The organism is Planktothrix sp. FACHB-1365, assembly GCF_014697575.1.
In the GTDB taxonomy this organism is placed as follows: domain Bacteria; phylum Cyanobacteriota; class Cyanobacteriia; order Cyanobacteriales; family Microcoleaceae; genus Planktothrix.
On the sequence record NZ_JACJSC010000028.1, the window covers coordinates 1 to 20,289 of the forward strand.

General features: G+C 39.0%; 19 protein-coding genes. 9 read left to right on the forward strand and 10 right to left on the reverse strand.

Going from position 1 to position 20,289, the window contains the following annotated elements:
- Positions 1-119: MerR family DNA-binding transcriptional regulator (locus tag H6G57_RS29810; RefSeq protein WP_375539509.1), on the reverse strand; the 119-nt coding region annotated here is incomplete at its 3' end.
- Between the two features lie 48 nt (positions 120-167).
- On the opposite strand from H6G57_RS29810, the gene H6G57_RS22755 reads away from it, so the two are divergent.
- Together H6G57_RS22755 and H6G57_RS22760 are read left to right on the forward strand one after the other, a co-directional pair.
- Positions 168-1,730, forward strand: a complete 1,563-nt coding sequence (locus H6G57_RS22755) for an ELWxxDGT repeat protein (protein WP_190522767.1) — start codon at positions 168-170, stop codon at positions 1,728-1,730.
- A gap of 457 nt (positions 1,731-2,187) precedes the next feature.
- On the forward strand, positions 2,188-4,461 hold the full coding sequence (locus H6G57_RS22760; protein WP_190522769.1) for an autotransporter outer membrane beta-barrel domain-containing protein: 2,274 nt from the start codon (positions 2,188-2,190) through the stop codon (positions 4,459-4,461).
- Positions 4,462-4,628: 167 nt separating this feature from the next.
- Here the strand turns inward: H6G57_RS22760 and H6G57_RS22765 are convergent, their stop codons facing one another.
- The gene (locus tag H6G57_RS22765; RefSeq protein WP_190522778.1) at positions 4,629-5,720 is read right to left on the reverse strand and encodes a calcium/sodium antiporter; all 1,092 of its coding nucleotides are present in this window, start codon (positions 5,718-5,720) and stop codon (positions 4,629-4,631) included.
- Between the two features lie 187 nt (positions 5,721-5,907).
- Between H6G57_RS22765 and H6G57_RS22770 the strand changes: the two genes are divergently transcribed.
- Positions 5,908-6,459 (forward strand): DUF1269 domain-containing protein, encoded by a 552-nt coding sequence (locus H6G57_RS22770; RefSeq protein ID WP_190522779.1) that lies wholly within the window; start codon positions 5,908-5,910, stop codon positions 6,457-6,459.
- Between the two features lie 63 nt (positions 6,460-6,522).
- On the opposite strand, the gene H6G57_RS22775 is transcribed toward H6G57_RS22770, so the two are convergent.
- Both H6G57_RS22775 and arsS read right to left on the reverse strand, forming a co-directional pair.
- Positions 6,523-7,140 carry a TVP38/TMEM64 family protein gene (locus H6G57_RS22775; protein WP_190522781.1) on the reverse strand — a complete coding sequence of 206 codons (618 nt, stop codon included), beginning with the start codon at positions 7,138-7,140 and terminating at the stop codon, positions 6,523-6,525.
- A 140-nt stretch (positions 7,141-7,280) separates the two neighbouring features.
- Entirely contained in the window at positions 7,281-8,267 is a 987-nt protein-coding gene (gene arsS / locus H6G57_RS22780) for an arsenosugar biosynthesis radical SAM (seleno)protein ArsS (protein ID WP_190522783.1), read from the reverse strand.
- Positions 8,268-8,465: 198 nt separating this feature from the next.
- On the opposite strand from arsS, the gene H6G57_RS22785 reads away from it, so the two are divergent.
- Positions 8,466-9,836, forward strand: coding sequence for an ion transporter (locus tag H6G57_RS22785; protein WP_190522785.1), 1,371 nt, complete (start codon positions 8,466-8,468; stop codon positions 9,834-9,836).
- A 20-nt stretch (positions 9,837-9,856) separates the two neighbouring features.
- Here the strand turns inward: H6G57_RS22785 and H6G57_RS22790 are convergent, their stop codons facing one another.
- Positions 9,857-10,141: a hypothetical protein gene (locus H6G57_RS22790; protein WP_190522787.1), complete on the reverse strand. Its 285-nt coding sequence runs from the start codon at positions 10,139-10,141 to the stop codon at positions 9,857-9,859.
- A gap of 99 nt (positions 10,142-10,240) precedes the next feature.
- Here H6G57_RS22790 and dusB point away from each other — a divergent pair, with 99 nt between their 5' ends.
- The 4 genes from dusB to H6G57_RS22810 all read left to right on the forward strand — a co-directional run bounded on the left by dusB (position 10,241) and on the right by H6G57_RS22810 (position 13,284).
- Positions 10,241-11,266 carry a tRNA dihydrouridine synthase DusB gene (dusB, locus tag H6G57_RS22795; RefSeq protein ID WP_190522789.1) on the forward strand — a complete coding sequence of 342 codons (1,026 nt, stop codon included), beginning with the start codon at positions 10,241-10,243 and terminating at the stop codon, positions 11,264-11,266.
- 311 nt (positions 11,267-11,577) lie between these two features.
- On the forward strand, positions 11,578-12,501 hold the full coding sequence (gene argF / locus H6G57_RS22800; protein WP_190522791.1) for an ornithine carbamoyltransferase: 924 nt from the start codon (positions 11,578-11,580) through the stop codon (positions 12,499-12,501).
- A 205-nt stretch (positions 12,502-12,706) separates the two neighbouring features.
- A complete protein-coding gene (locus H6G57_RS22805) occupies positions 12,707-12,949 on the forward strand; it encodes an AbrB/MazE/SpoVT family DNA-binding domain-containing protein (RefSeq protein WP_190522792.1) in 243 nt (80 codons plus the stop codon).
- On the forward strand, positions 12,943-13,284 hold the full coding sequence (locus H6G57_RS22810) for a type II toxin-antitoxin system PemK/MazF family toxin (protein WP_190522794.1): 342 nt from the start codon (positions 12,943-12,945) through the stop codon (positions 13,282-13,284). The genes H6G57_RS22805 and H6G57_RS22810 overlap by 7 nt, the downstream gene beginning before the upstream one ends.
- A 60-nt stretch (positions 13,285-13,344) precedes the next feature.
- Here the strand turns inward: H6G57_RS22810 and H6G57_RS22815 are convergent, their stop codons facing one another.
- From H6G57_RS22815 to H6G57_RS22825, 3 genes are all read right to left on the reverse strand, one after another.
- Positions 13,345-14,664, reverse strand: coding sequence for a flotillin family protein (locus tag H6G57_RS22815; RefSeq protein ID WP_190522796.1), 1,320 nt, complete (start codon positions 14,662-14,664; stop codon positions 13,345-13,347).
- A gap of 44 nt (positions 14,665-14,708) precedes the next feature.
- Entirely contained in the window at positions 14,709-16,037 is a 1,329-nt protein-coding gene (locus H6G57_RS22820; protein ID WP_190522798.1) for a flotillin family protein, read from the reverse strand.
- An 88-nt stretch (positions 16,038-16,125) separates the two neighbouring features.
- Entirely contained in the window at positions 16,126-16,731 is a 606-nt protein-coding gene (locus H6G57_RS22825) for an NfeD-like protein (protein ID WP_190522800.1), read from the reverse strand.
- Positions 16,732-17,073: 342 nt separating this feature from the next.
- Here H6G57_RS22825 and H6G57_RS22830 point away from each other — a divergent pair, with 342 nt between their 5' ends.
- Positions 17,074-17,343 carry a hypothetical protein gene (locus H6G57_RS22830; protein ID WP_072720572.1) on the forward strand — a complete coding sequence of 90 codons (270 nt, stop codon included), beginning with the start codon at positions 17,074-17,076 and terminating at the stop codon, positions 17,341-17,343.
- A 257-nt stretch (positions 17,344-17,600) separates the two neighbouring features.
- Here the strand turns inward: H6G57_RS22830 and H6G57_RS22835 are convergent, their stop codons facing one another.
- Both H6G57_RS22835 and H6G57_RS22840 read right to left on the reverse strand, forming a co-directional pair.
- Positions 17,601-18,530, reverse strand: a complete 930-nt coding sequence (locus H6G57_RS22835; protein ID WP_190522802.1) for an exopolyphosphatase — start codon at positions 18,528-18,530, stop codon at positions 17,601-17,603.
- Positions 18,531-18,597: 67 nt separating this feature from the next.
- Entirely contained in the window at positions 18,598-19,992 is a 1,395-nt protein-coding gene (locus H6G57_RS22840) for a DUF3370 domain-containing protein (protein ID WP_190522805.1), read from the reverse strand.
- Positions 19,993-20,289: the final 297 nt, after the last annotated feature.

Here is a 20,289-nt window from a genome sequence, read left to right on the forward strand (position 1 = left end):
AGTCTTTGCCCTGCCGGGTTTTTGATGCTTTTGATTTTCCCTTCATCGGCATATTTTCTCAACGTATTTGGATGTAGACCCAGAAATTCGACCGCTTTCCTGAGTGGTATGTATGCCATGTCTTAAACTATAGCATACATTAGCATTTGTCAACAAAACTTACACTGTTGAGTAACCTCACCAACATCAACGGCACCCTGTACTTTACAGCCGAGGATAGCACCAACGGCAATGAGTTGTGGAAGAGTGATGGCACCGCCGCCGGCACCGTCCTGGTCAAAGATATCAGCCCTAGCTTAAGTAACTCCAATCCCGGCAACCTCACCAACATCAACGGCACCCTGTACTTTCAAGCCTACGATGGCACGAACGGCACTGAGTTGTGGAAGAGTGATGGCACCGCCGCCGGCACCGTCCTGGTCAAAGATATCTGGTCTGGCACAGGTAACTCCAATCCCGACTACCTCACCAACATCAACGACACCCTGTACTTTGGAGCCCACGATGGCATCAACGGCAATGAGTTGTGGAAGCTAGTTGATAACATTAGCCCCACCAATATTGCTCTGAGCAATAGCACCATTAACGAAAACGTCGCTGCTAATAGCAATGTCGGCAGTTTCACCAGCACTGACCCGGATACAGGCAATACCTTTACTTACACTTTAGTCGCGGGTACGGGAGATACGGATAACGCGGCTTTTACGATTGCCAGTGACAAACTCAACATCAACGCTTCCCCCGACTTTGAAGCCAAGTCCAGTTATGCTATCCGAGTTCGGACTACTGATCAAGGCGGACTGAGTTACGAACAACCCTTGACGGTTACTATTAAAGATGTTAATGAAGTTCCTACTAACCTCAGCATCAGCAATAGTAGCATTAACGAAAACGTCGCGGCTAATAGCACTATCGGCAGCTTCACCAGCACTGACCCGGATACAGGCAATACCTTTACTTATAGTTTAGTCGCGGGTACGGGAGATACGGATAACGCGGCTTTTACGATTGCCAGTGACAAACTCAACATCAACGCTTCCCCCAATTTTGAAGCCAAGTCCAGTTATGCTATCCGAGTTCGGACTACTGATCAAGGAGGACTAACTTACGAAAAACCCTTGACGGTTACTATTAAAGATGTTAATGAAGTTCCTACTAACCTCAGCATCAGCAATAGTAGCATTAACGAAAACGTCGCTGCTAATAGCAATGTCGGCAGTTTCACCAGCACTGACCCGGATACAGGCAATACCTTTACTTACACTTTAGTCGCGGGTACGGGAGATACGGATAACGCGGCTTTCACGATTGCCAGTGACAAACTCAACATCAACGCTTCCCCCGACTTTGAAACTAAGTCTACTTACAATATCCGAGTGCAGACTACTGATCAAGGAGGACTAACTTACGAACAACCCTTGACGGTTACTATTAAGGATATCGATGAGTCTGTATCCCTGACACCCAATAATGATATTTTCAATGGGACTGCGGGTGTAGACCAAGTGAAAGGTTTAGCAGGTAGCGATCGCATCTACGGTAATGCTGGAAACGATATCCTCGATGGTGGTGACGGCAACGATATCGTCTACGGTGGTGATGATGATGATTTGTTGCGCGGTGGTAATGGTAGCGATCGCCTTTATGGGGATGCCGGGAATGATCAACTTTATGGTGATGCGGGTAACGATATTCTCTATGGCGGCAACGGCGACAATCTCCTTAATTAAGGTGTTAGCAAGTGGAGTCACTCTGGCTTCTTTAACTCATGTAAATTCAACCCTAATTGGGTCGGCTGATTTTATTTAATCTAGGCTAGAAAACTGAAATTTCGTTGATTGTTTTCTTGTCTTTGATCCCCCCTAGCCCCCCTTAAAAAGGGGGGGGACTGGACTTCAAAGCCCCTTTTTAAGGCAGGTTTGGGGATCAAAGCCCCCCTTAAAAAGGGGGATTTAGGGGGATCTAATCTCCCGGTGTAATCGGGGGTTAGAAACTGTTCACTCATTTCCATAGTTTCCAGCGAGTGATGACATTCACACCACCAGAAAATACTCCAATTATTAATCCTGTAATTTCCAATTTATTTTAACTTTTAAATTAGGCTATTTTAATGATTAAAAATCTGATATTGGGATTTATTGCTGTATTCAATATAATATTTATCCTCGATTTTATTACTTTATAATCATGAACTTTCCCCGAATAATTCTTAACTTTTCTCCCCGGATTTCCACAATAGACAACCGTACTATTTTCCTGGGTTTAACTGTGTTGAGTATGGCTTGTGCAACGCCAATTATGGCACAAACTGACTCTAATTTACCCAACAATATCCCCGATCAAAATTCCTCAGAAAGCCGGGTTCCTGACCCTCCAGAAGTTGGCTCCTTATCAGAAACAATCAACTGGTCTAATTCCGCTACAGACCTGCAACCTTTATCCCAAAATTTAAGCCCTGAACCCAACCCTCAAGAACCGGAATTAAATAAAAATCCTAAGAGTTTAACTAATAGCTCCTCTGACCCCAATTATATTATTCCTCCTCGAATTGCTCCTGAAGAAAAAATTAACCCAGGAACAACAACATTACCGCTTAATGATATTCCCATTAGTCACTTGACAGAATGGCAATTAACAGCTTTACAAGCCTTTGCGGAGACAACAAACAGTGCTCTTTTTTTTAATGGTATCCTCCAAATTCACGCTGAAGTTATTGAAAGTTTAACCCGGAATAATGTTTATACTGTAGACCAAAAAGGGAGTTATTTTCAACTGCGAACGGTTCCCTTAGAAAGAACAATTACGACGACAACCATTGAACCCCAAACCATGAATGGGTTAGAACTGCAAATGAGTTTAACGGGGGCTTGTATTTTGCCAGGAACTAGCCCTAGTCAACAATGTAGTTATATGCCCGGTTTAGTGATTGATCGTAATAGTATCGATCCCAAATTTTTTGTTCCTACTCGCGTTTTTCAAACCTCGACCGTGGGGGAAGTTATTAAACCAGAAACCTTAGCTTTTGTCGAGCGTCCTGGTTTTCAAGGAGGAACAAGCGCTCAACCCATTGGGGTAGATTTTTACTTTCCAAATACGGGTGCTTTCCCTGGAAATAGTCAATCTCAAGAAACAGATTTTCGACGCCAAGAAGAAATTAATTATACCCTAGCGGGAACATTCTCAAGGGTTCGTCAAATTGTTAGAGCGAATGATAAAGAATCGGTTTTAGGGCGAACTATTCGAGGATTTACTCTATTTTTTGATGATGAAAATCGCTGGACAAATACAATAATTCAAGCGGGAGCCCAATTATTACCAGATGTGATTCCTCGTTTAGAAGGAAGTAAAAATCCGGTTAATTCTAATATTAATATTAACTTATTTTTTGCGGCTAATAATACTCGTTTACCCAGTAGTAGTTTTACGATCTATTCTGCCGGACTTGGACAGGCTAATAGTTTAACTTCTAATGTTACCGATATAAGCCAAGTTCCCACAGCAAATTATCATAGTTTGTGGTTTGGTCTTTCTCCAGTGATTAAACGTAATTTTGAAGATAGTGAAATTTTTTATCAGCCCACTGGCCCTCAATTTACCCTCGCCAATGGCGGTGGAGAAGGGGGGGCAGATACGAATATTCAGTTAGTTTCTGCGGTGAATCAAAACACCTATTCAACGGCGAATCTACAGAATTTTTATGCTCAAGTTTATTTAGGTTTTTTCCAGCAAAATGTCAACTTAGTGACGGAAAATATCTATCGGGAAAAAATGGGTTATTATCCCCATTTAAGCTTGACAGGAGATTGGACAGGTAGCCAATATATTTTCCGATATTATACGGGTATCATTGCTTCAGAAGAAGTTAAACCCTACCTAGGTGCTGATTATACCAGAAACACGGTTAACGGTTGGAATTTTAGAGGCGGTGCCATTGGTTATCTTAACCCGGATCAGGATTATTATAGTCAAGTTTGGGGCAGTGTGGCAAAAAGAATTACCTTCAGCAAAAGTGCTAATTTAATTCTATCTTCAGGCTTTAATTATGCCATAGATCGGGATACAACGATTGGTGATGTTGTTAGTATTTCACCCGCGAGTGAAGTTGTCGTTGCTGCGAGTTTAAACTGGGGAATTGTTTCTATTGGTTTAAGCAACTATTTTGGTGGTATTCTTCCTAATTCCTATGATAATCGTTTGCTGACTCAATTGAGTATTAGTCCTTTTAAAACTCTGACACTCTCTGGTTATGTTGCACCCATTGATGAAACCTCTAATCGTTCTCTCTATGGTGCAGGTATCATTTGGCAACTGAAAAACCAGTATAATAGTCCTACTCTATCTTTTAACTGGCAAAATCAACAATATGATTATGGTTACGATGTTTTTGGAAATCAATTATTAGTCAATGATAATATTTTTACAATTCTATTTCGAGTGGGTCATCCGCCCAACCCTTTTTAATCAGTAATCAGTGATTAGTTATATTTCATCCCATTATAGATGCTACAGATTATCCTTCCTAACCCCCCTGTAGAGACGCGCCATGGCGCGTCTCTACTAAGCATGGCTAGTCTCTACAGGGGGAATTTTTAGCAAACATTAAGGGATGGAATATAACTATTTTTAGATTAAGAATTTAACCGTTTTCGTTTCGCTTGATAGCTACGGACAGTAGTAACAATTAAGGTTAAGATTGTAATCGGAATGACAAAACTGATCATCACAAAATTAAACCAAGGAAGTTGAGAATGTTGAGAAGAGTCGAGGATTAAATAGGAACTATAAGCAACATAATAAGCGAGAAACAGTATTCCTTCCCAACGAGCAATAGATTTCCCACTATAAAAAATTGGAAAACAGGAAATCGCCACCGCAATCATTACCGGAATATCAAAATTTAAAGCAGCCGTTGCAACTGGAATTCCATCTGGGGAAATAGCGGAAGATAGTCCTAAAACAGCCAAGATATTAAAAATATTACTTCCGACTACATTACCAACCGCAATATCGCGTTCTCCCTTAATACTGGCTACCACAGAACTGGCTAATTCCGGGAGGGAAGTTCCGGCTGCGACAATAGTTAATCCGATGACTAAATCACTCACTCCAAGGGCTTTAGCAATAGTAATTGAGCTTTCAACTAACCAATTAGACCCTTGAATCAGTAACACTAACCCCAGGGCAATTAAGGCAATATTAATCAGCCAATTTTTGAGACTATTTTCAACAGAAGTCTGAGATTGATTTTCAGAAGATTCCTCATCTTTTTGTTTCTTGGCTTCGTAAATTAAAAACAAAGTATAGACAATTGCCCCAATAAATAAAATCGTTCCATCGACCGGACTAATAATGCCATCACTGCCAAATATTAAGGTTAAAATAGACACCCCAATCATAATCGGAACATCTAAACGAATCAATTGACTCGCGACCATTAAAGGGGCAATTAAAGCCGAAATTCCTAAAATAATTAAGATATTAAAAATATTACTTCCAACTACATTTCCTAATGCAACATTCGCTTGACCTGCAAAACTCGATTGAAGACTGACCGCCATTTCAGGTGAACTGGTTCCATAAGCAACAATGGTAAGTCCCACCAGTAAGGAGGGAATTCTTAACATTGCAGCAATGTTTGAAGCGCCCCGAACTAAGAGTTCTGCACCCACAACCAGCAAGACTAAACCCCCTATCAGCAACAAAATCACGCTCAAGCTCATATCATAAAAATCCTTAACGGTTAAGATTATGCTTATTTATTGGTTCTGAACGCTCAAAACCCCTTTCGTCACTGTATCATGACTTGAATAGATGATGTTGATTGTAGATGTGCTAAAGTAAAGAAGATTAAAATTGTGATCAAAATTGACCCAATTTTTTTTAACAGTTCATCAGGATAAATATACCATGACTTATTCCGAAGAGTTAACTAATTTAGTTGTTGTCGCTTACCCAGAGCAAGAAAAGGCGAAAGAAGTTTTAAAACAACTGAAAGCACTGCAAGCACAAGGAATTATTTCCGTTGTCAATGCTGCGGTGATGGTCAAAAATGAAAAAGGCAAAGTTTCGATTAGTGAAACCGGAGATACGGATGCTAAAGGGGGAGCAATTATTGGTGGAATTACGGCGGGATTAATTGCTTTATTTAACCCCATTGGCGCTTTAGGAGTCATGGCTTTAACCGCAGGTGGGGCAGGTGTGGGAGCTTTAATTACTCATTTTATGGATTTAGGATTTCCTCAAGAAGATCTCAAAGAATTATCTGAATCTTTAACTCCTGGAAGTTCGGCTTTAATTGCCTTAGTTGAACATACTTGGGTTGATCAATTAACGGAAGCGTTAGAACAATATGCAGGGAGATTGTATAAACGTTCGATTAAAGCGGATATTGCGTCTCAATTAGAAACGACAGCAAAAACCGTTAATTCTGAAGTGGAATCAACTCCCCCAGAATCTTAAGAGAGGTGCCCCGTAGAGACGTTGCATGCAACGTCTCTACCCGATATAAATTGTGTTTTCCACCTATTTAATTTTTTGATTGAGAGCATTTTGAGCAATTTTAGTGATATAAATCGTAACAATAACGGTAGCCATTAAACCAATTCCATATAATAACCATTCTATCGGAGTCCGCGATCGCTCTCCCATCCCTAACTGAGCTAAACTTCCCACTAACGATCCCAAATAAACATATAAAATTGTACCCGGTAACATTCCAATCCAAGACGCTAAAAAGTAATCTTTTAAGGAAACATTGGTTAATCCAAAGGCATAATTGAGTAAATTAAACGGAAAAATTGGAGAAAGACGAGTTAACCCGACAATTTTCCATCCTTCTTCACCAACCGCTTGATCAATTGCTTTAAAGTTTTCATAATTTTCTAGCTTTTTAGCCACCCAATTCCGGGCTAAATATCGCCCAATTAAAAAGGCAAAAGTTGCCCCAATGACCGAACCAATAGACACATAAATCGAACCCCAAATCACCCCAAAAATAACCCCTGCACCCAAGGTTAGAAGGGAACCCGGAATAAATAATATCGTAGCTAAATTATAGATAATAATAAAAGCAATCGGCCCCCAAAATCCTAAATGCTCAACCCAATCCAAAAGATAAGTTATTAACTGTTGAATCCCCATTTTATTTCTATTTTCCCTATTTTTAATATGATCCCAGAATTTATATGAAATCTTGAATAACTGATAACTGATAACTGATAACTGATAACTGATAACTGATAACTGATAACTGATAACTGATAACTGATAACTGATAACTGTTAAATTAATGCCCCCCCACAACTAGAACCACACCCGGCGGTACATCCATAACAATAGGAAGCGGTTTGTACGGTTTCTATTAAATCTAAATTATTAGCAGCTAATAAATCACTGACCATTAAAGGTTTTCCAGACGTTGTGCGGGCGGGAATATTTTCCATTTGATTAAAATCACAATCATAAATATAACCTTGATAATCAATGGATAACTGATTACGACACATTAAATGGGACACGGTTTCAGGGTTATAGTTAAATTCCAAAAATTCTAAATAGGAATTTTCAAGTTTTTTCTGCTGTAAGTAAGATTTCGTGCGTCCGATGGGTAAATTTGTAATCGTCAATAACTGATTAAAATCAATATCAAACTGTTGTTTTAGATACTCTTTATAAGCTCGTTCTAGTTTAGACTGTTCAGAAGGCAGGGTAAACTTTTCGGCGGTGGGTAAAGCCGGATTATAAACTAAATCTAAGATTAATTCCGGTGTACGACCATATCCCAAACGGTTTAACCATTGTAGGGCTTGGATAGAATCTTGATAAACTCCTTTTCCTCGCATTTGAGCAACATTATTTTCTAAATAACAAGGTAAAGAAGCGACAATTCTTAATTGATGATTCGCGCAATATTCGGGGATATCCTCATAACCGGGAACAAAATAAATCGTTAAATTTGACCGAACAATCACTTGCTTTCCGGTTGTACGTGCGGCTTCAACTAAAAGTTTAAATCCATAATTCATTTCTGGCGCCCCTCCGGTTAAATCGACGGTTTGAATTTGAGGAAAGCGCTCAATTAATTCAATTAATTGAAAACTAATATCTAGGTTCAGTTCTTCACTCCGTTTTGGCCCTGCTTCTACATGACAATGGTTACAAGCGAGGTTACACCGTTTTCCTAAGTTAATTTGTAAGATTGTAATGGGTTGTTTAGTGAGGGGAAAACCTAGTTTTTGAGCAAACGGTGTCAGCGTTGTTTGAATCATGAGTTGAATCAGTGTTGAGTCTATAAATGAACATGAACTGATTTTAGCAGTAGATTCTCGATTTAGGTTTACCTTGACACATCGAGAGATAAATTGACACCCAGTTTCTTCACTCCAGAGGAAAGGAGGAGATGATAACCCCCAAAAATGGAATTAAATAATATACACTCTTATGGAAGACTTAATCCCTCTGTTTCAATGCTATCTTTCCTCTCCCGAATTCCGTCTTTACACCCCGAATCAAGACTCCTGATTGTCTGGGAAGCCTTGATTGTTTTAGTAACTCTCTATAACTGCTTTACTATTCCCTTTCGCATAGCGTTTAATGCAACAATTTCTAAGAATTGGTTTCTTTTAGATCATTTAGCAGATTTAATTTTAATTATAGATATTTTTTTGAGATTTCATATTAGTTATATAACGGAAGGGGAACTGATTAAAGATAAAGATAAAATTAGTATTAATTATCGAAAAACAGACTTTAAACCTAATTTAATTGCAAGTTTACCCTTAGATATTTTAGTCTATTTATTTTTACCCCAGGCTTCTCTAATTTTAATGGGTTTATGCCGAATTCCGAGATTATTAAGATTTCCTCAATGTTTTTTGATTTTTAGAAAATGGGATAACAATGTTTATTTTAATTCCGGTGTTGTTCGGATGTTTGAATTATTCATTATTGTTTTTTTAATTGATCATTGGGTCGCTTGTTTATGGTTTTTTATTGGAAATTTAACGGGACAATCAGGAGAGTCTTGGCTTCAAGGTGATAATTTGCATTTAGAAAATACAACAACTCAATATTTATATTCCTTGTATTGGTCAATTACAACGTTAACAACTGTAGGCTATGGGGATATTACTCCTCAAAACAATATTGAATTGATCTTTACCTTTATGGTGATGTTTTTGGGGATATCACTCTATGCCTTTGTAATTGGAAATGTAGCAGCATTAATTTCTAATTGGGATGCGAGTAAAAACCGATTTCGAGATAAATTAGGTCAAATTCAATCCTATATGTGGGAACGAAAAATTCCGCCTTCCTTACAAAAAAACATCTTAGATTATTATCAATATATGTGGGAATATAATCGAGATTTGTCGCTGGATTTTTACTTGTTAGATGAACTTCCACACTCGATTAAAACACGAGTCTATTGTTATCTTTATCAAGAACTTTTAGAAAAAGTTCCCATCTTTCAAGACGCTGAACCCTGTTTTATTGAGGATTTAGTGATTAAATTAAAACCCCGAATTCTCCCACCCCATGACTATGTAATTCGGGAAGATCAAATGGGACATGAAATGTATTTTGTGAAACGAGGACAATTGCAAGCCTTTTCAGAAAAAACGGGAAAAGTCTATAGTCTATTGGTAGCAGGTTCTTTTTTTGGTGAAATTGCCTTACTTTATAACAGTCGCCGGACGGCTTCAGTCAAAACCTTAACCTACTGTGAGTTATTTGTTCTCTATAAAGAAGATTTTGATAAAGTCCTAGAAAATTACCCTCAGTTTTCCGAAAAAGTTAAAAAAATAGCAGAGCAACGCCATCAAATTAGAGAATAATTTTCTCATGTTTTGAGGATTTATCGACGAATTTGTTGTTCTAATTGCGCTGGATTTGCCGTAATATTAAAGCGTTGCATCAAATACAACACCCCTGCCGCCACAAAGACACCAACCACTAAACCCACCACCGTTAAAAACCAAAAAGAACGTTTAATCGTTTTGAGGGTTTTGGGGTCATATTCCTGAACTTGGAAATCTTGAATTTCTTCACTAAACTCATCCGATTCAACTTGAGGAAAATGTACATTGTTAGGATTACCATTCTGTTGAAACGGTTCACGATTATTGGGGGAAAAGTTCATAATCAAATTAACGATGAGTTAAAGGGTTATACCCCAGAAAGGGTGGTTCTATTTTAATATAAAGAGAGTCTGACTTGCTACATTTGCTCCCCTTAAATCATGTCTGTTCTCTCACCTGAATTAAAACAACGTTTATCCACACCCTTAAAAATTGGCACCGTAGAAGTCAATAGTCGGGTGTTACAATCTCCCCTATCCGGTGTCACAGACTTGGTATTTCGGCGTTTAGTTCGTCGCTACGCCCCGGACTCGATGATGTATACCGAAATGGTGCACGCCAGCGAAGTTTGTCACGTTCGGGAACTGCCAAAAATGATGGAAGTTGACCCCAATGAACGCCCCATTAGTATTCAATTATTTGACTGTCGCCCCCATTTTTTAGCCGAAGCTGCCCAAAAAGCCGTTGAAGAAGGGGCCGATACCATTGATATTAATATGGGCTGTCCCGTGAATAAAATTACCAAAAATGGCGGCGGGTCTTCGTTGTTGCGTCAACCGGAAGTTGCAGAAACCATTGTCCGGTCAGTGGTTGAGGCGGTGAATGTGCCTGTAACCGTAAAAACTCGGATAGGGTGGAGTGATGAAGAGATCACAATTTTGGATTTTGCCCGTAGAATGCAGGATGCGGGGGCAAAAATGATCACCATTCACGCTCGAACTCGTGATCAAGGGTATAATGGTCAAGCAAAATGGGACTGGATTCGACAGGTTAAGGAACAGTTAAGCATTCCTGTTATTGCCAATGGTGATATTTTTTCCGTAGAAGCCGCCATTCAATGTTTACAAGAAACGGACGCTGATGGGGTGATGTGTTCGCGGGGAACCCTCGGTTATCCGTTTTTAGTGGGAGAAATTGACTATTTTCTGAAAACAGGAATATTAAAAACCCCGCCTTCAGTAATTGAACGGTTGCAATGTGCAAAAGAACACCTACAAGCGCTCTGGGAGTATAAAGGACAACGGGGAATTTATCAATCTCGAAAACATTTAACTTGGTATGCGAAAGGCTTTCCTGGGGCACAGGAATTACGCCATCATTTGGCCAGAATTGAAACCGTTGCTCAAGGATGGGAATTATTAGATAATGCAATAAATCAGTTATCTCAGAACAGTTTTGTTGCCTAGAAAACTTTAAAATCAGAACAGCCCTGGTTTTGTAGGGGCGAGGTTACTTTCAAAGTCCGTCAACTTAACGCCAAAAGTAGGCTTGTTACCGAAAGTTCTTTGATTTTTTTAAGCGTCAATGATCCCCCCTAACCCCCCTTATTAAGGGGGGGAATAGGAGATCCAAGTCCCCCTTTTTAAGGCTATGCCCTGAGCCTGCCGAAGGGGGGATTTAGGGGGATCTAATAAGAGCTTTAATCACAGGTTTTCGGCTTAAGTTGACACTAATAGCTATCCTTGCCCCTACTGGACATAATTAGTGAGGAATAATGATGGAAACCTTAAAAGGACGAGATTTTTTAAGTTTAGCTGATGTTAGTATTGAAGAACTTTATTTTTTATTAGATTTAGCGACTAAATTAAAATCAGGAATGGTTAAATTACGTCGCAATAAAGTTTTAGGATTAATGTTTTCTAAAGCTTCCACCCGAACCCGTGTGAGTTTTACCGTCGCCATGTATCAATTAGGGGGTCAAGTCATTGATTTAAACCCGAATGTTACTCAAGTTAGTCGAGGCGAACCTTTAGTCGATACGGCTAGGGTATTAGACCGATATTTAGATATTATGGCAATTCGTACCTTTGAACAAAAGGATTTAGAAACCTTTGCCAATTATGCTGAAATTCCTGTAATTAATGCTTTAACAGATCGAGAGCATCCTTGTCAAGTCTTAGCGGATTTAATGACGGTTCAAGAATGTTTTGGAACCTTAGAAGGATTGACCTTAAGTTATTTTGGCGATGGGGCTAATAATATGGCTCATTCGTTATTATTAGGCTGTGCAATGGTGGGGATGAATGTTAAAATCGCTACCCCAGCTAACTATTTACCCGATGCTGATATTGTTGAACAAGCGAAAAGTATTGCTCAAGGAAAAACAGCAGTTATTGTTACCGATGACCCCATTGAAGCCGCAAAAGATGCGAATGTTATTTATACTGATGTGTGGGCAAGTATGGGACAGGAAGAAGAAGCCAGAGCCCGAATTCCTCTGTTTCAACCTTATCAAGTCAATGCTAAATTAATGGAAAAAACTGCCGAAAATTCCATTGTTTTACATTGTTTACCCGCCCATCGAGATGAAGAAATTACGGATGAAGTAATTGAAGGTTCAAAATCAAAAGTTTGGGATGAAGCCGAAAACCGAATGCACGTTCAAAAAGCATTATTAGCGGTATTGTTAGGAGATGATTAACAGGTTTATTCAAGCATTTCCTCACCCATTGTTATAACCCTAGGGGGGCGACACTCATAGACTTTTAATCTTAACCCTAGTCATGGGTTGTCACCCACCCTACACCTTCTCACAATTTAAGTATTATTAACTTAATCGTGTTTTTCTCAAATATTTGGTATAGTGTATACATAGTATCTACATAGATTAAAAAGGATTAATAATGATGGTGACGAATGTAGCGAAGTGGGGGAATAGTCTAGCCGTTCGCATCCCTCAAAATGTTGCTCAAGCGATTCAAATTTCCGAAGGTTCACAAGTTACTTTTAGTGTAGAAAATGGAACGATTGTGATTAAACCCAGCAATCGTAAACGTTATTCTCTTGAAGAACTTGTGAGCCAAATCACTCCTGAAAATTGCCACACTGAAACAGACACAGGACTAGCCGTGGGGAATGAAGTTTGGTAAATCAATCCTATATTCCTGATAGGGGACATATTGTTAAGTTAAATTTTAATCCTACTCAAGGACATGAACAAAAGGGCTTAAGACCCGCTTTCGTTATTTCACCTTACGAATATAATGTTAAGAACTCCTTAGCTTTATTTATGCCAATTACAGCACAGGTAAAAGGCTATCCTTTTGAGGTTCGTCTTCCTTCAGACTTAACAACTTATGGCGTTATTTTGGTAGACCATATCAAAAGTTTGGATTATAAAGTTCGTTTAATTCAGTTTATTGAAATAGTACCCGAAGATGTAATTCAAGAAGTTCAGGCAAAAATAGAGGGACTCATTTTCTAATATTTTTTGATATTAAAGGAGTAATATTAATTATTACTCCTTTAACCCCATTTTAACGGCTTAACTGTCAGAATTAAAGGGCTCTAGGGAATGATTAGAAGCTGATTTTAACGGTTTAGAAACAACCGGGGTAATCACTTGAGGTTGGGCATGATTTTGACTTAGGGTTTCAATGGTTTCTGCAACATCAATTCCCGTTGTTTGTTTTAATTCTGCTAAAAATGCGGCTAATTTTGTAGCACTTCCTCCCTGGGTACTATTGACAACGGTAACATTATCCACTTCCACTTTAGGAACCGTTGCTACCATTGTTTTTAATAACCCTTCTAATTTTTGATAGAGGAAAATCTCTCTGGCATTTGAACCCGCTAATTTCCAAGATTCTGCTAATCGTTTGGCGGCTTCCGCTTGGGCTTTTCCTGCTTCTAATATTTGAGACGCATTACCTTTCGCTTCCGCCATTGCCCGTTTACATTGAGCTTCTGCGGGTGCAACCACATCCGCTTGTAACTGTTGTTCAACTTGCTTAATTCGAGCTTGTTGAACTAACACTTCCGCTTGAGTTTTTGCCACTTGGGAAGCCGTTTCTGATTCCGATTCTGCAATCACAGCCTGTCGTTTTGTAATCGCATCTTTCACCCGACGTTCAGCTTCAGCTTTAGCAACTTCAATATCCGTTTCTAACTTTTTCAAAGCCGTATTTTTCTGGTTTTCTGCGGTTTGAATTGCGGCTTCTGCATGGGCTTTGGCTTCCGCAATTCTCGCATCTCGGAATAAATCTGCCCGTTGTTTTCGACCAATAGAATCTAAATATCCGACTTCATCAAAGATATTCTGAACTTGCAAAGTATCTAACACTAATCCCAACTTTTCTAAATCATCTTCTGCTTCTTCTAATAAACTTTTAGCAAAAGCTAATTTATCGCCATTTACCTGTTCTGGGGTTAAACTTGCTAACACCCCGCGCAAATTTCCTTCTAAGGTTTCTTTGGCTAATTGTTCAATTTCCTTCCGACTTTTCCCTAATAACCGTTCAATGGCATTATGAATCGTTGGTTCTTCCCCGGCAATTTTAATATTAGCAACGCCTTCAACGGTTAACGGAATCCCCCCTTTAGAATAGGCATTCGACACTTTTAACTCAATAATCATATTGGTTAAATCCATGCGAAAAGCGTGTTCTAATAAAGGAATTCTAATGCTACTCCCGCCTTTAACTAAACGATAACCCACATCTTGTCCCCCTTCAACGGGGCGACGACTTCCAGCAAAAATTAACACTTCACTGGGTTGACAAATATAATAAAGGTTACGAATCACCAAAAATCCAGCCCCAGTTCCTAATCCTAAAATTCCTAATAAAGCAATGATAATTTCCATCTTTAAAATCTCCTAATCATCATAGAATTTAAAAACAAACGGTATTATTTTCCTGATAATTTAACCCCTAATGTTTGTTCAACTGTAACTAAAAATTGCCGAAAAATTTCAGGATAAGCATTGACAACACCTGCAATAGATTTACCATCCCCACTATCAATGACATTAATTTTTTGTAAGTCTACACGAGTGGGAACTTTAGCAGCTTCATTGAGAATCATTTCAATTTGTTGTAAATAAAATAATTCCGACGCATCTGACCCCGTTTCCTGCCAAATTTGATTTAATAAATCTGTTACCGTTGCCGCCGCTAAGGCATTTTCTGTTAAAGATGCCGCTTCTCCTCTTGCTCTTAATTCCTGGGCTTGACGTTGAGCTTCCGCAGGTAAGACTTCATCCGATTCTAACCGTAACCGTTCTAATTCTGCTCTTACGGTTTGTAATAATTGTTCAGCTTTTGCTCTAGCTTCTTTAGCGGCTGCGATGGTTCTTTCTTCTTCTGAACGCGCTTGTTGTTCTAATTCAGCTTTAATTTTTCGCAGTTCATTATCTTTCTGTAAAACAACAGTTTGCGCCTGGGTTTTTGCCACTTCTGCTTGTCGCCGACAGTCTGCTTCCGTTTGTTCAGCTTCTGCTAAGGCATTTGATTCCGCAATTTCCGCATCTCGAACAATTAAGGCAATTTGACGGCGACCAATAGAATTCAAATAATCCACATCATCAGACACACTTTGAATTTTTAAGGTGTCTAATTGTAAGCCTAATTTTGATAAATCCCGTGAAACATCTTCAGCAATGCGTTCTGCAAATTGTAACCGATCTTCGTTTAATTGTTCTGGGGTTAAGGTTCCCACAACACCGCGTAAATTTCCTTCTAAGGTTTCTTTAGCAACCCGTGAAATTTCTGAACGATCTCGCTCTAAAAACCGTTCAATGGCATTCCCCACAATAGCACGATCATTAGAGATTTTAACATTAGCGATCGCTTGAATATTTAAAGGGGTTCCTCCTTTAGAATAAGCATTTTTCACTTCCACACGCACTGGCATTGTCCGTAAATCCATTGTCTTAACGGTTTCTAAAATGGGAATACAAAGGGTGCGTCCGCCAAAAATAACTCGATATCCGACTTCCTGGCCGTCTTTATTGCGACGTTTGCGACCGGATAAAATTAAAATTTCATTGGGTTTACAAATTTGCAGAAAGGTATTCAAAAACCAAATAAAAATTATAACACCAAAAATTGATAAAGCAATGGGTAAAGCCGTTCCAATACTGCTAGAAGAGGTATCCGGTGAATTATCAGGAGTGGGGGCTTGAGCCACTTCTGTAATCCTTGATGAATTCTGAATTTTGGGGATGGAATTTTGCATGATCTTCCCTCTTATTATAAAATTAATCTGAGTCAGATTTAGGATCTCTAACTTTTTTTACAGTTTCCTGAATCTTAATCCTTAATCTTTAATTTGAGTTTAAGAATTTTTCAGGAATTACTAAGACTTTATCATGATGTCTTCCTACAACAAAAACTTTATCTCCTTTTTCAAACTGATGATCCTCCTCGGTGATGGCAACCACATCGACCATTGATTCTTTTAAATATAATCGCACTTTTCCTTTACAGTTGTGATCAAAGGGAATTTCAACCGTTGCCCATAATCCAACTAAATCTTCTGATAAAATTAAACTATTGGCTTGTTGTTGGTGAAGTCGCCTTAAAATTCCAACTATTACCGTTCCAAAGCTCACCCCAACCCCTAGAGAAATGGCAAAAATTAAGCTAGGGGAAAGCAAAAGATTAAGTTTTGTTAAAAGAAATCCGGTTAAGCCAAAAAAACAGCCCCCAAACGTCCAAAATCTTAAACTGAAAATGGGTAATCGGAAACCCGGTTGACGGTTTTTCGGGTGTTTTTGCGGGGTGAGGGCTTCTGCATCCTTTGGCGGTTTAGACAGTTCTACATCTATCTCAAAATGGGGATCAAAATCCACACCATCGAGTCCAGCAAAGGCAGATAAAATCACAAAACCCCCACCAATCGTAAGACAGAATAGATACAGTGTCAGCATTATGGGGTTTCTCAGTCCAGAAGAACCATTGAATTACTTCTATTGTCGCAAATCTTTGAACCTATGTAACTGCTTTTGTTAAGAAAGTTTGCGTTTTAATTCTGATAAATTTACAGGTTTTGGTTGAAATTGACTGTTCAATGAATCAAAGTTTTAGTATAATTACTTAATAAATTAACTGTCTCCTATTTTTACCTCTGTACACTGACGGATTAATGGAGGAGCAGCGACGGTTAATTTATGACCGGGACAAACCTGTATTTTTCCTTAGAAAACAGTAAATTCCGCCCTGTTTTCTCTCCATTCCCTATTGAGATGGAGCCTTTAGCGGTTTGTTAACTCATGAACAATGATTTTATCAACGAATACCAAAAACAGTTGGTGAATTGGCAAAAACAACTGTTTGATACTTGGCTGGAAAACCTCAAAACAGCACCCAAGACCTTGAATGCTCAAGAAGCCTATGAAAAAACCTTAAGTTACCAAGAAGAACTGGTACAAACAGGCTTCAAAGTTCAAGAAGTTACGAATCAAGCGGTAATGGAATCTCAAAAACAATTTTGGGATAATTATTTTGAATTTATGAAAAAAACCGCTACTCCGGCGGTGTAATATTTCGTCTAATCACCTTTTAGCAAGCCTCCCAGGCTTGTTTCCTGTTGCTTAGTCAATTTTTTATGATCTCACCCCCTAGCCTTCTTCCCTGCAAGAAAAAGGGGGTGGTTAGTCCTGTGAAATTGAGGGCAAATTTAATATTCATAATTCTTCTCCCCTTTCCCTATAGGAGAAGCTTGGGGAGAAGTTGTACAAGTAGGTGAGGAAAAATGAAACACCACTGGGAATTAGGGAAGAAGTCAAAACAAACCTATTTAACCGTCTTGATTAATTTGAGTAATTAATTCTTGTAAAATTTGAGAAGCTTGCTCATTTTCGACTTGACAAGTTCCCGCATTTTCATGACCGCCTCCAGCATATTTTAACATTAACTCTCCAATATTGGTTTGAGAGGTTTTATTAAAAATTGATTTACCCACCGCAAACACAGTATTTTGTTTTTTAAGACCCCATAAAACATGAATTGAAATATTACATTCGGGAAATAAAGCATAAATCATAAACCGATTTCCGGCATAAATCACCTCTTCAGACCGTAAATCTAAAACAACTAAGTTTTGATGTACTGTAGAACAGCGTTTAATTTGATCCTTAAAATTTTCCTCATGTTCAAAATAAATTTCAATCCGTTCTTTTACATCTGGCAGTTGTAAAATATCAGAAATCGGATGATTTTTACAATAATCAATTAACTCCATCATCAGTTGATAATTAGAAATGCGGAAATCCCGAAACCGTCCTAACCCTGTCCGAGCATCCATGAGGAAATTTAATAAAACCCAACCTTCAGGATTTAAGACTTCTTCTTGATTAAATTGGGCAGAATCTCCTTTATCCACTGCCTCCATCATTTGCTCAGAAATATTCGGAAATTTAGCTTTTCCCCCATAATAATTGTATAAAACCCTAGCTGCAGAAGGTGCTTTGGGATCAATAATATAATTATTATTAACCGAAGGGTTGCGAAGGGTTTCACTTAAATGATGATCAAACGCTAAATGCACCCCTTCAACATAAGGTAAATTAGTCGTAATATCCTGATTGGTAATTTCTATTTTGCCATCCTGCATATCTTTAGGATGCACAAATTTAATTTCATCAATGATATCTAAGTCTTTTAAAAGAACCGCACATACTAAACCATCGAAATCACTGCGGGTAACAAGTCTATATTTTTCAGTCATTGTTTTTTCCTTGAGATTGAAAATTCCAGATTCTATTATAATGTTTAATTTTAAAGCTAAATAAGCCTTAGTTTACACCGGACTCCAAGGTTTTCACCGTTAAGACTTGGGGAGGTGTAGCATCGGGGGGATAAATAAACTCCACTCCCACAGAACGAGATCCTCCAGGGGGTAATGTTAACGTAATTAATGATTCCCCTTGCTGTCCTTGACGTTGAACTAAGTGAAAATAACGCTGTTGAGTTTGCCCAAAATCATCGCTGTATGTAAACCGAACTGTTCCTCGGAAAAACACCTGTCCTTGAGGAGGTTCAATAAAGGTTAATCGATTAGAAGCCACATTTTGTTTAAAGGGGGTTTGAATCGATAAACTCACCCTTTGGGATTGGCGGGTAGAGTTGTATAACGGTAAGGTCAGACGATATTGTACGCCATAATTTCCATGGGCACGAGTCGCTGTATCGGGATAACGGGCTAACAACGGCGCACTCTGAATTTGCTGAGTCCCCAAAGTAACCGTTGGAACCGTACTCAAGGGATAGGAAAAAGCATACCCTGGATAGGGAATGGTTAGATAATTCATCCCTGGACGGTCTACCACTGTCCCTGTCCATTCAGAACCCACCGAAACCCCCGCCACACGGCCATAAACTTTTTCTCCCTGATACGCATTTTCCCCTAAAGTCGGGATAATATCTCTCGGTTCTGCCAGTCTGCCCGTATTTAAGAAATTTAGCCATTGACTTAATATCGGCATTTGGGGAGAAAAGGAAGAGATAGGAAAACCAGGAATATTCGGACGGGTCGGAGAACTCCCAGAAGTTGCAAACCGAACTAAATTCGCCAGATGCACCGGGCCATTGCTTTGTAACCGCAGGAACGTTGAACGGGCACTGGCCGTTGGAATGGGTAAACTAAACAACATCTGGGTTTGTTGCGGCGGAATCATGATTTGTTCGGGAAAGGTGCGTTGATGGCGTCCTCGCAAAATATCCCCCATCAACCGTGACCCTGGCCCCGAAAATACCCGACCTTGGGGGTCTTCCACCATTGGCGGCAATTCCACAAATGGCGCGTCCGGTGAAGTAACGTAACTCATTCCTTGCAGAATATTTAAACTAACGGGTCGAGAAGTAGGATTATAAATTAACACCCCTTGATATAAAGTTTGTTGTTTATTAATCGGACGAGAAATATGATGGGAAAAAAAGTCAAACTGTCCGCTTATAGGAATATTAAGATGGGCATTGGGGAATTTTTTTGCTGTTTGGGGAAAAGTCGATAATAAAATCCCTTCTCCTTTCACGACTTCAGGACTATTACTATTAAAAACCGGAATTTCATTCAATTGTCCTGGTAATGGCCGAATTTCCTGTCTTTGGGTAATATATCGTTGCCCAGAAGTTGGGGGTGGAATCGTAATCACTTCAGCCAAATAAAACGCAGGAACAAAAGGAAACATAAACAACTATTTACTCTCTGGTATCGCAAGTTTTACTCTGTTGTTAAGATGGCTTTTTTAGGAACATTTGTCAACCCTTCGTAGTAAGCCCTGAAGGGCTTAGGGCCCTTCGTAGTAAGCCCTGAAGGGCTTAGGGCATTGAGGCGTGAACGCCTCACTACAAATGTGCAGGTTTCTTTGGGTTATCAACATAAATCTTTGATTAACATTAAATTTATTGGAATTTCAGCCAGGATGCTTTATCCTAAAATTTGTTAAAAGCCATCTATCTCAGGAAATACACTAATTCCTGCCACC

What these genes read in the sequence shown, in the direction of transcription:
- arsS (WP_190522783.1), bottom strand. Translation starts at nt 8,267, where the DNA reads ATGATTCAAACAACGCTGACACCGTTTGCTCAAAAACTAGGTTTTCCC.
- H6G57_RS22775 (WP_190522781.1), bottom strand. Translation starts at nt 7,140, where the DNA reads ATGGGGATTCAACAGTTAATAACTTATCTTTTGGATTGGGTTGAGCAT.
- H6G57_RS22830 (WP_072720572.1), top strand. Translation starts at nt 17,074, where the DNA reads ATGAACAATGATTTTATCAACGAATACCAAAAACAGTTGGTGAATTGG.
- H6G57_RS22815 (WP_190522796.1), bottom strand. Translation starts at nt 14,664, where the DNA reads ATGGAAATTATCATTGCTTTATTAGGAATTTTAGGATTAGGAACTGGG.
- H6G57_RS22785 (WP_190522785.1), top strand. Translation starts at nt 8,466, where the DNA reads ATGCTATCTTTCCTCTCCCGAATTCCGTCTTTACACCCCGAATCAAGA.
- argF (WP_190522791.1), top strand. Translation starts at nt 11,578, where the DNA reads ATGGAAACCTTAAAAGGACGAGATTTTTTAAGTTTAGCTGATGTTAGT.
- H6G57_RS22760 (WP_190522769.1), top strand. Translation starts at nt 2,188, where the DNA reads ATGAACTTTCCCCGAATAATTCTTAACTTTTCTCCCCGGATTTCCACA.
- H6G57_RS22840 (WP_190522805.1), bottom strand. Translation starts at nt 19,992, where the DNA reads ATGTTTCCTTTTGTTCCTGCGTTTTATTTGGCTGAAGTGATTACGATT.
- H6G57_RS22820 (WP_190522798.1), bottom strand. Translation starts at nt 16,037, where the DNA reads ATGCAAAATTCCATCCCCAAAATTCAGAATTCATCAAGGATTACAGAA.
- H6G57_RS22790 (WP_190522787.1), bottom strand. Translation starts at nt 10,141, where the DNA reads ATGAACTTTTCCCCCAATAATCGTGAACCGTTTCAACAGAATGGTAAT.
- H6G57_RS22765 (WP_190522778.1), bottom strand. Translation starts at nt 5,720, where the DNA reads ATGAGCTTGAGCGTGATTTTGTTGCTGATAGGGGGTTTAGTCTTGCTG.
- dusB (WP_190522789.1), top strand. Translation starts at nt 10,241, where the DNA reads ATGTCTGTTCTCTCACCTGAATTAAAACAACGTTTATCCACACCCTTA.
- H6G57_RS22835 (WP_190522802.1), bottom strand. Translation starts at nt 18,530, where the DNA reads ATGACTGAAAAATATAGACTTGTTACCCGCAGTGATTTCGATGGTTTA.
- H6G57_RS22770 (WP_190522779.1), top strand. Translation starts at nt 5,908, where the DNA reads ATGACTTATTCCGAAGAGTTAACTAATTTAGTTGTTGTCGCTTACCCA.
- H6G57_RS22805 (WP_190522792.1), top strand. Translation starts at nt 12,707, where the DNA reads ATGGTGACGAATGTAGCGAAGTGGGGGAATAGTCTAGCCGTTCGCATC.
- H6G57_RS22825 (WP_190522800.1), bottom strand. Translation starts at nt 16,731, where the DNA reads ATGCTGACACTGTATCTATTCTGTCTTACGATTGGTGGGGGTTTTGTG.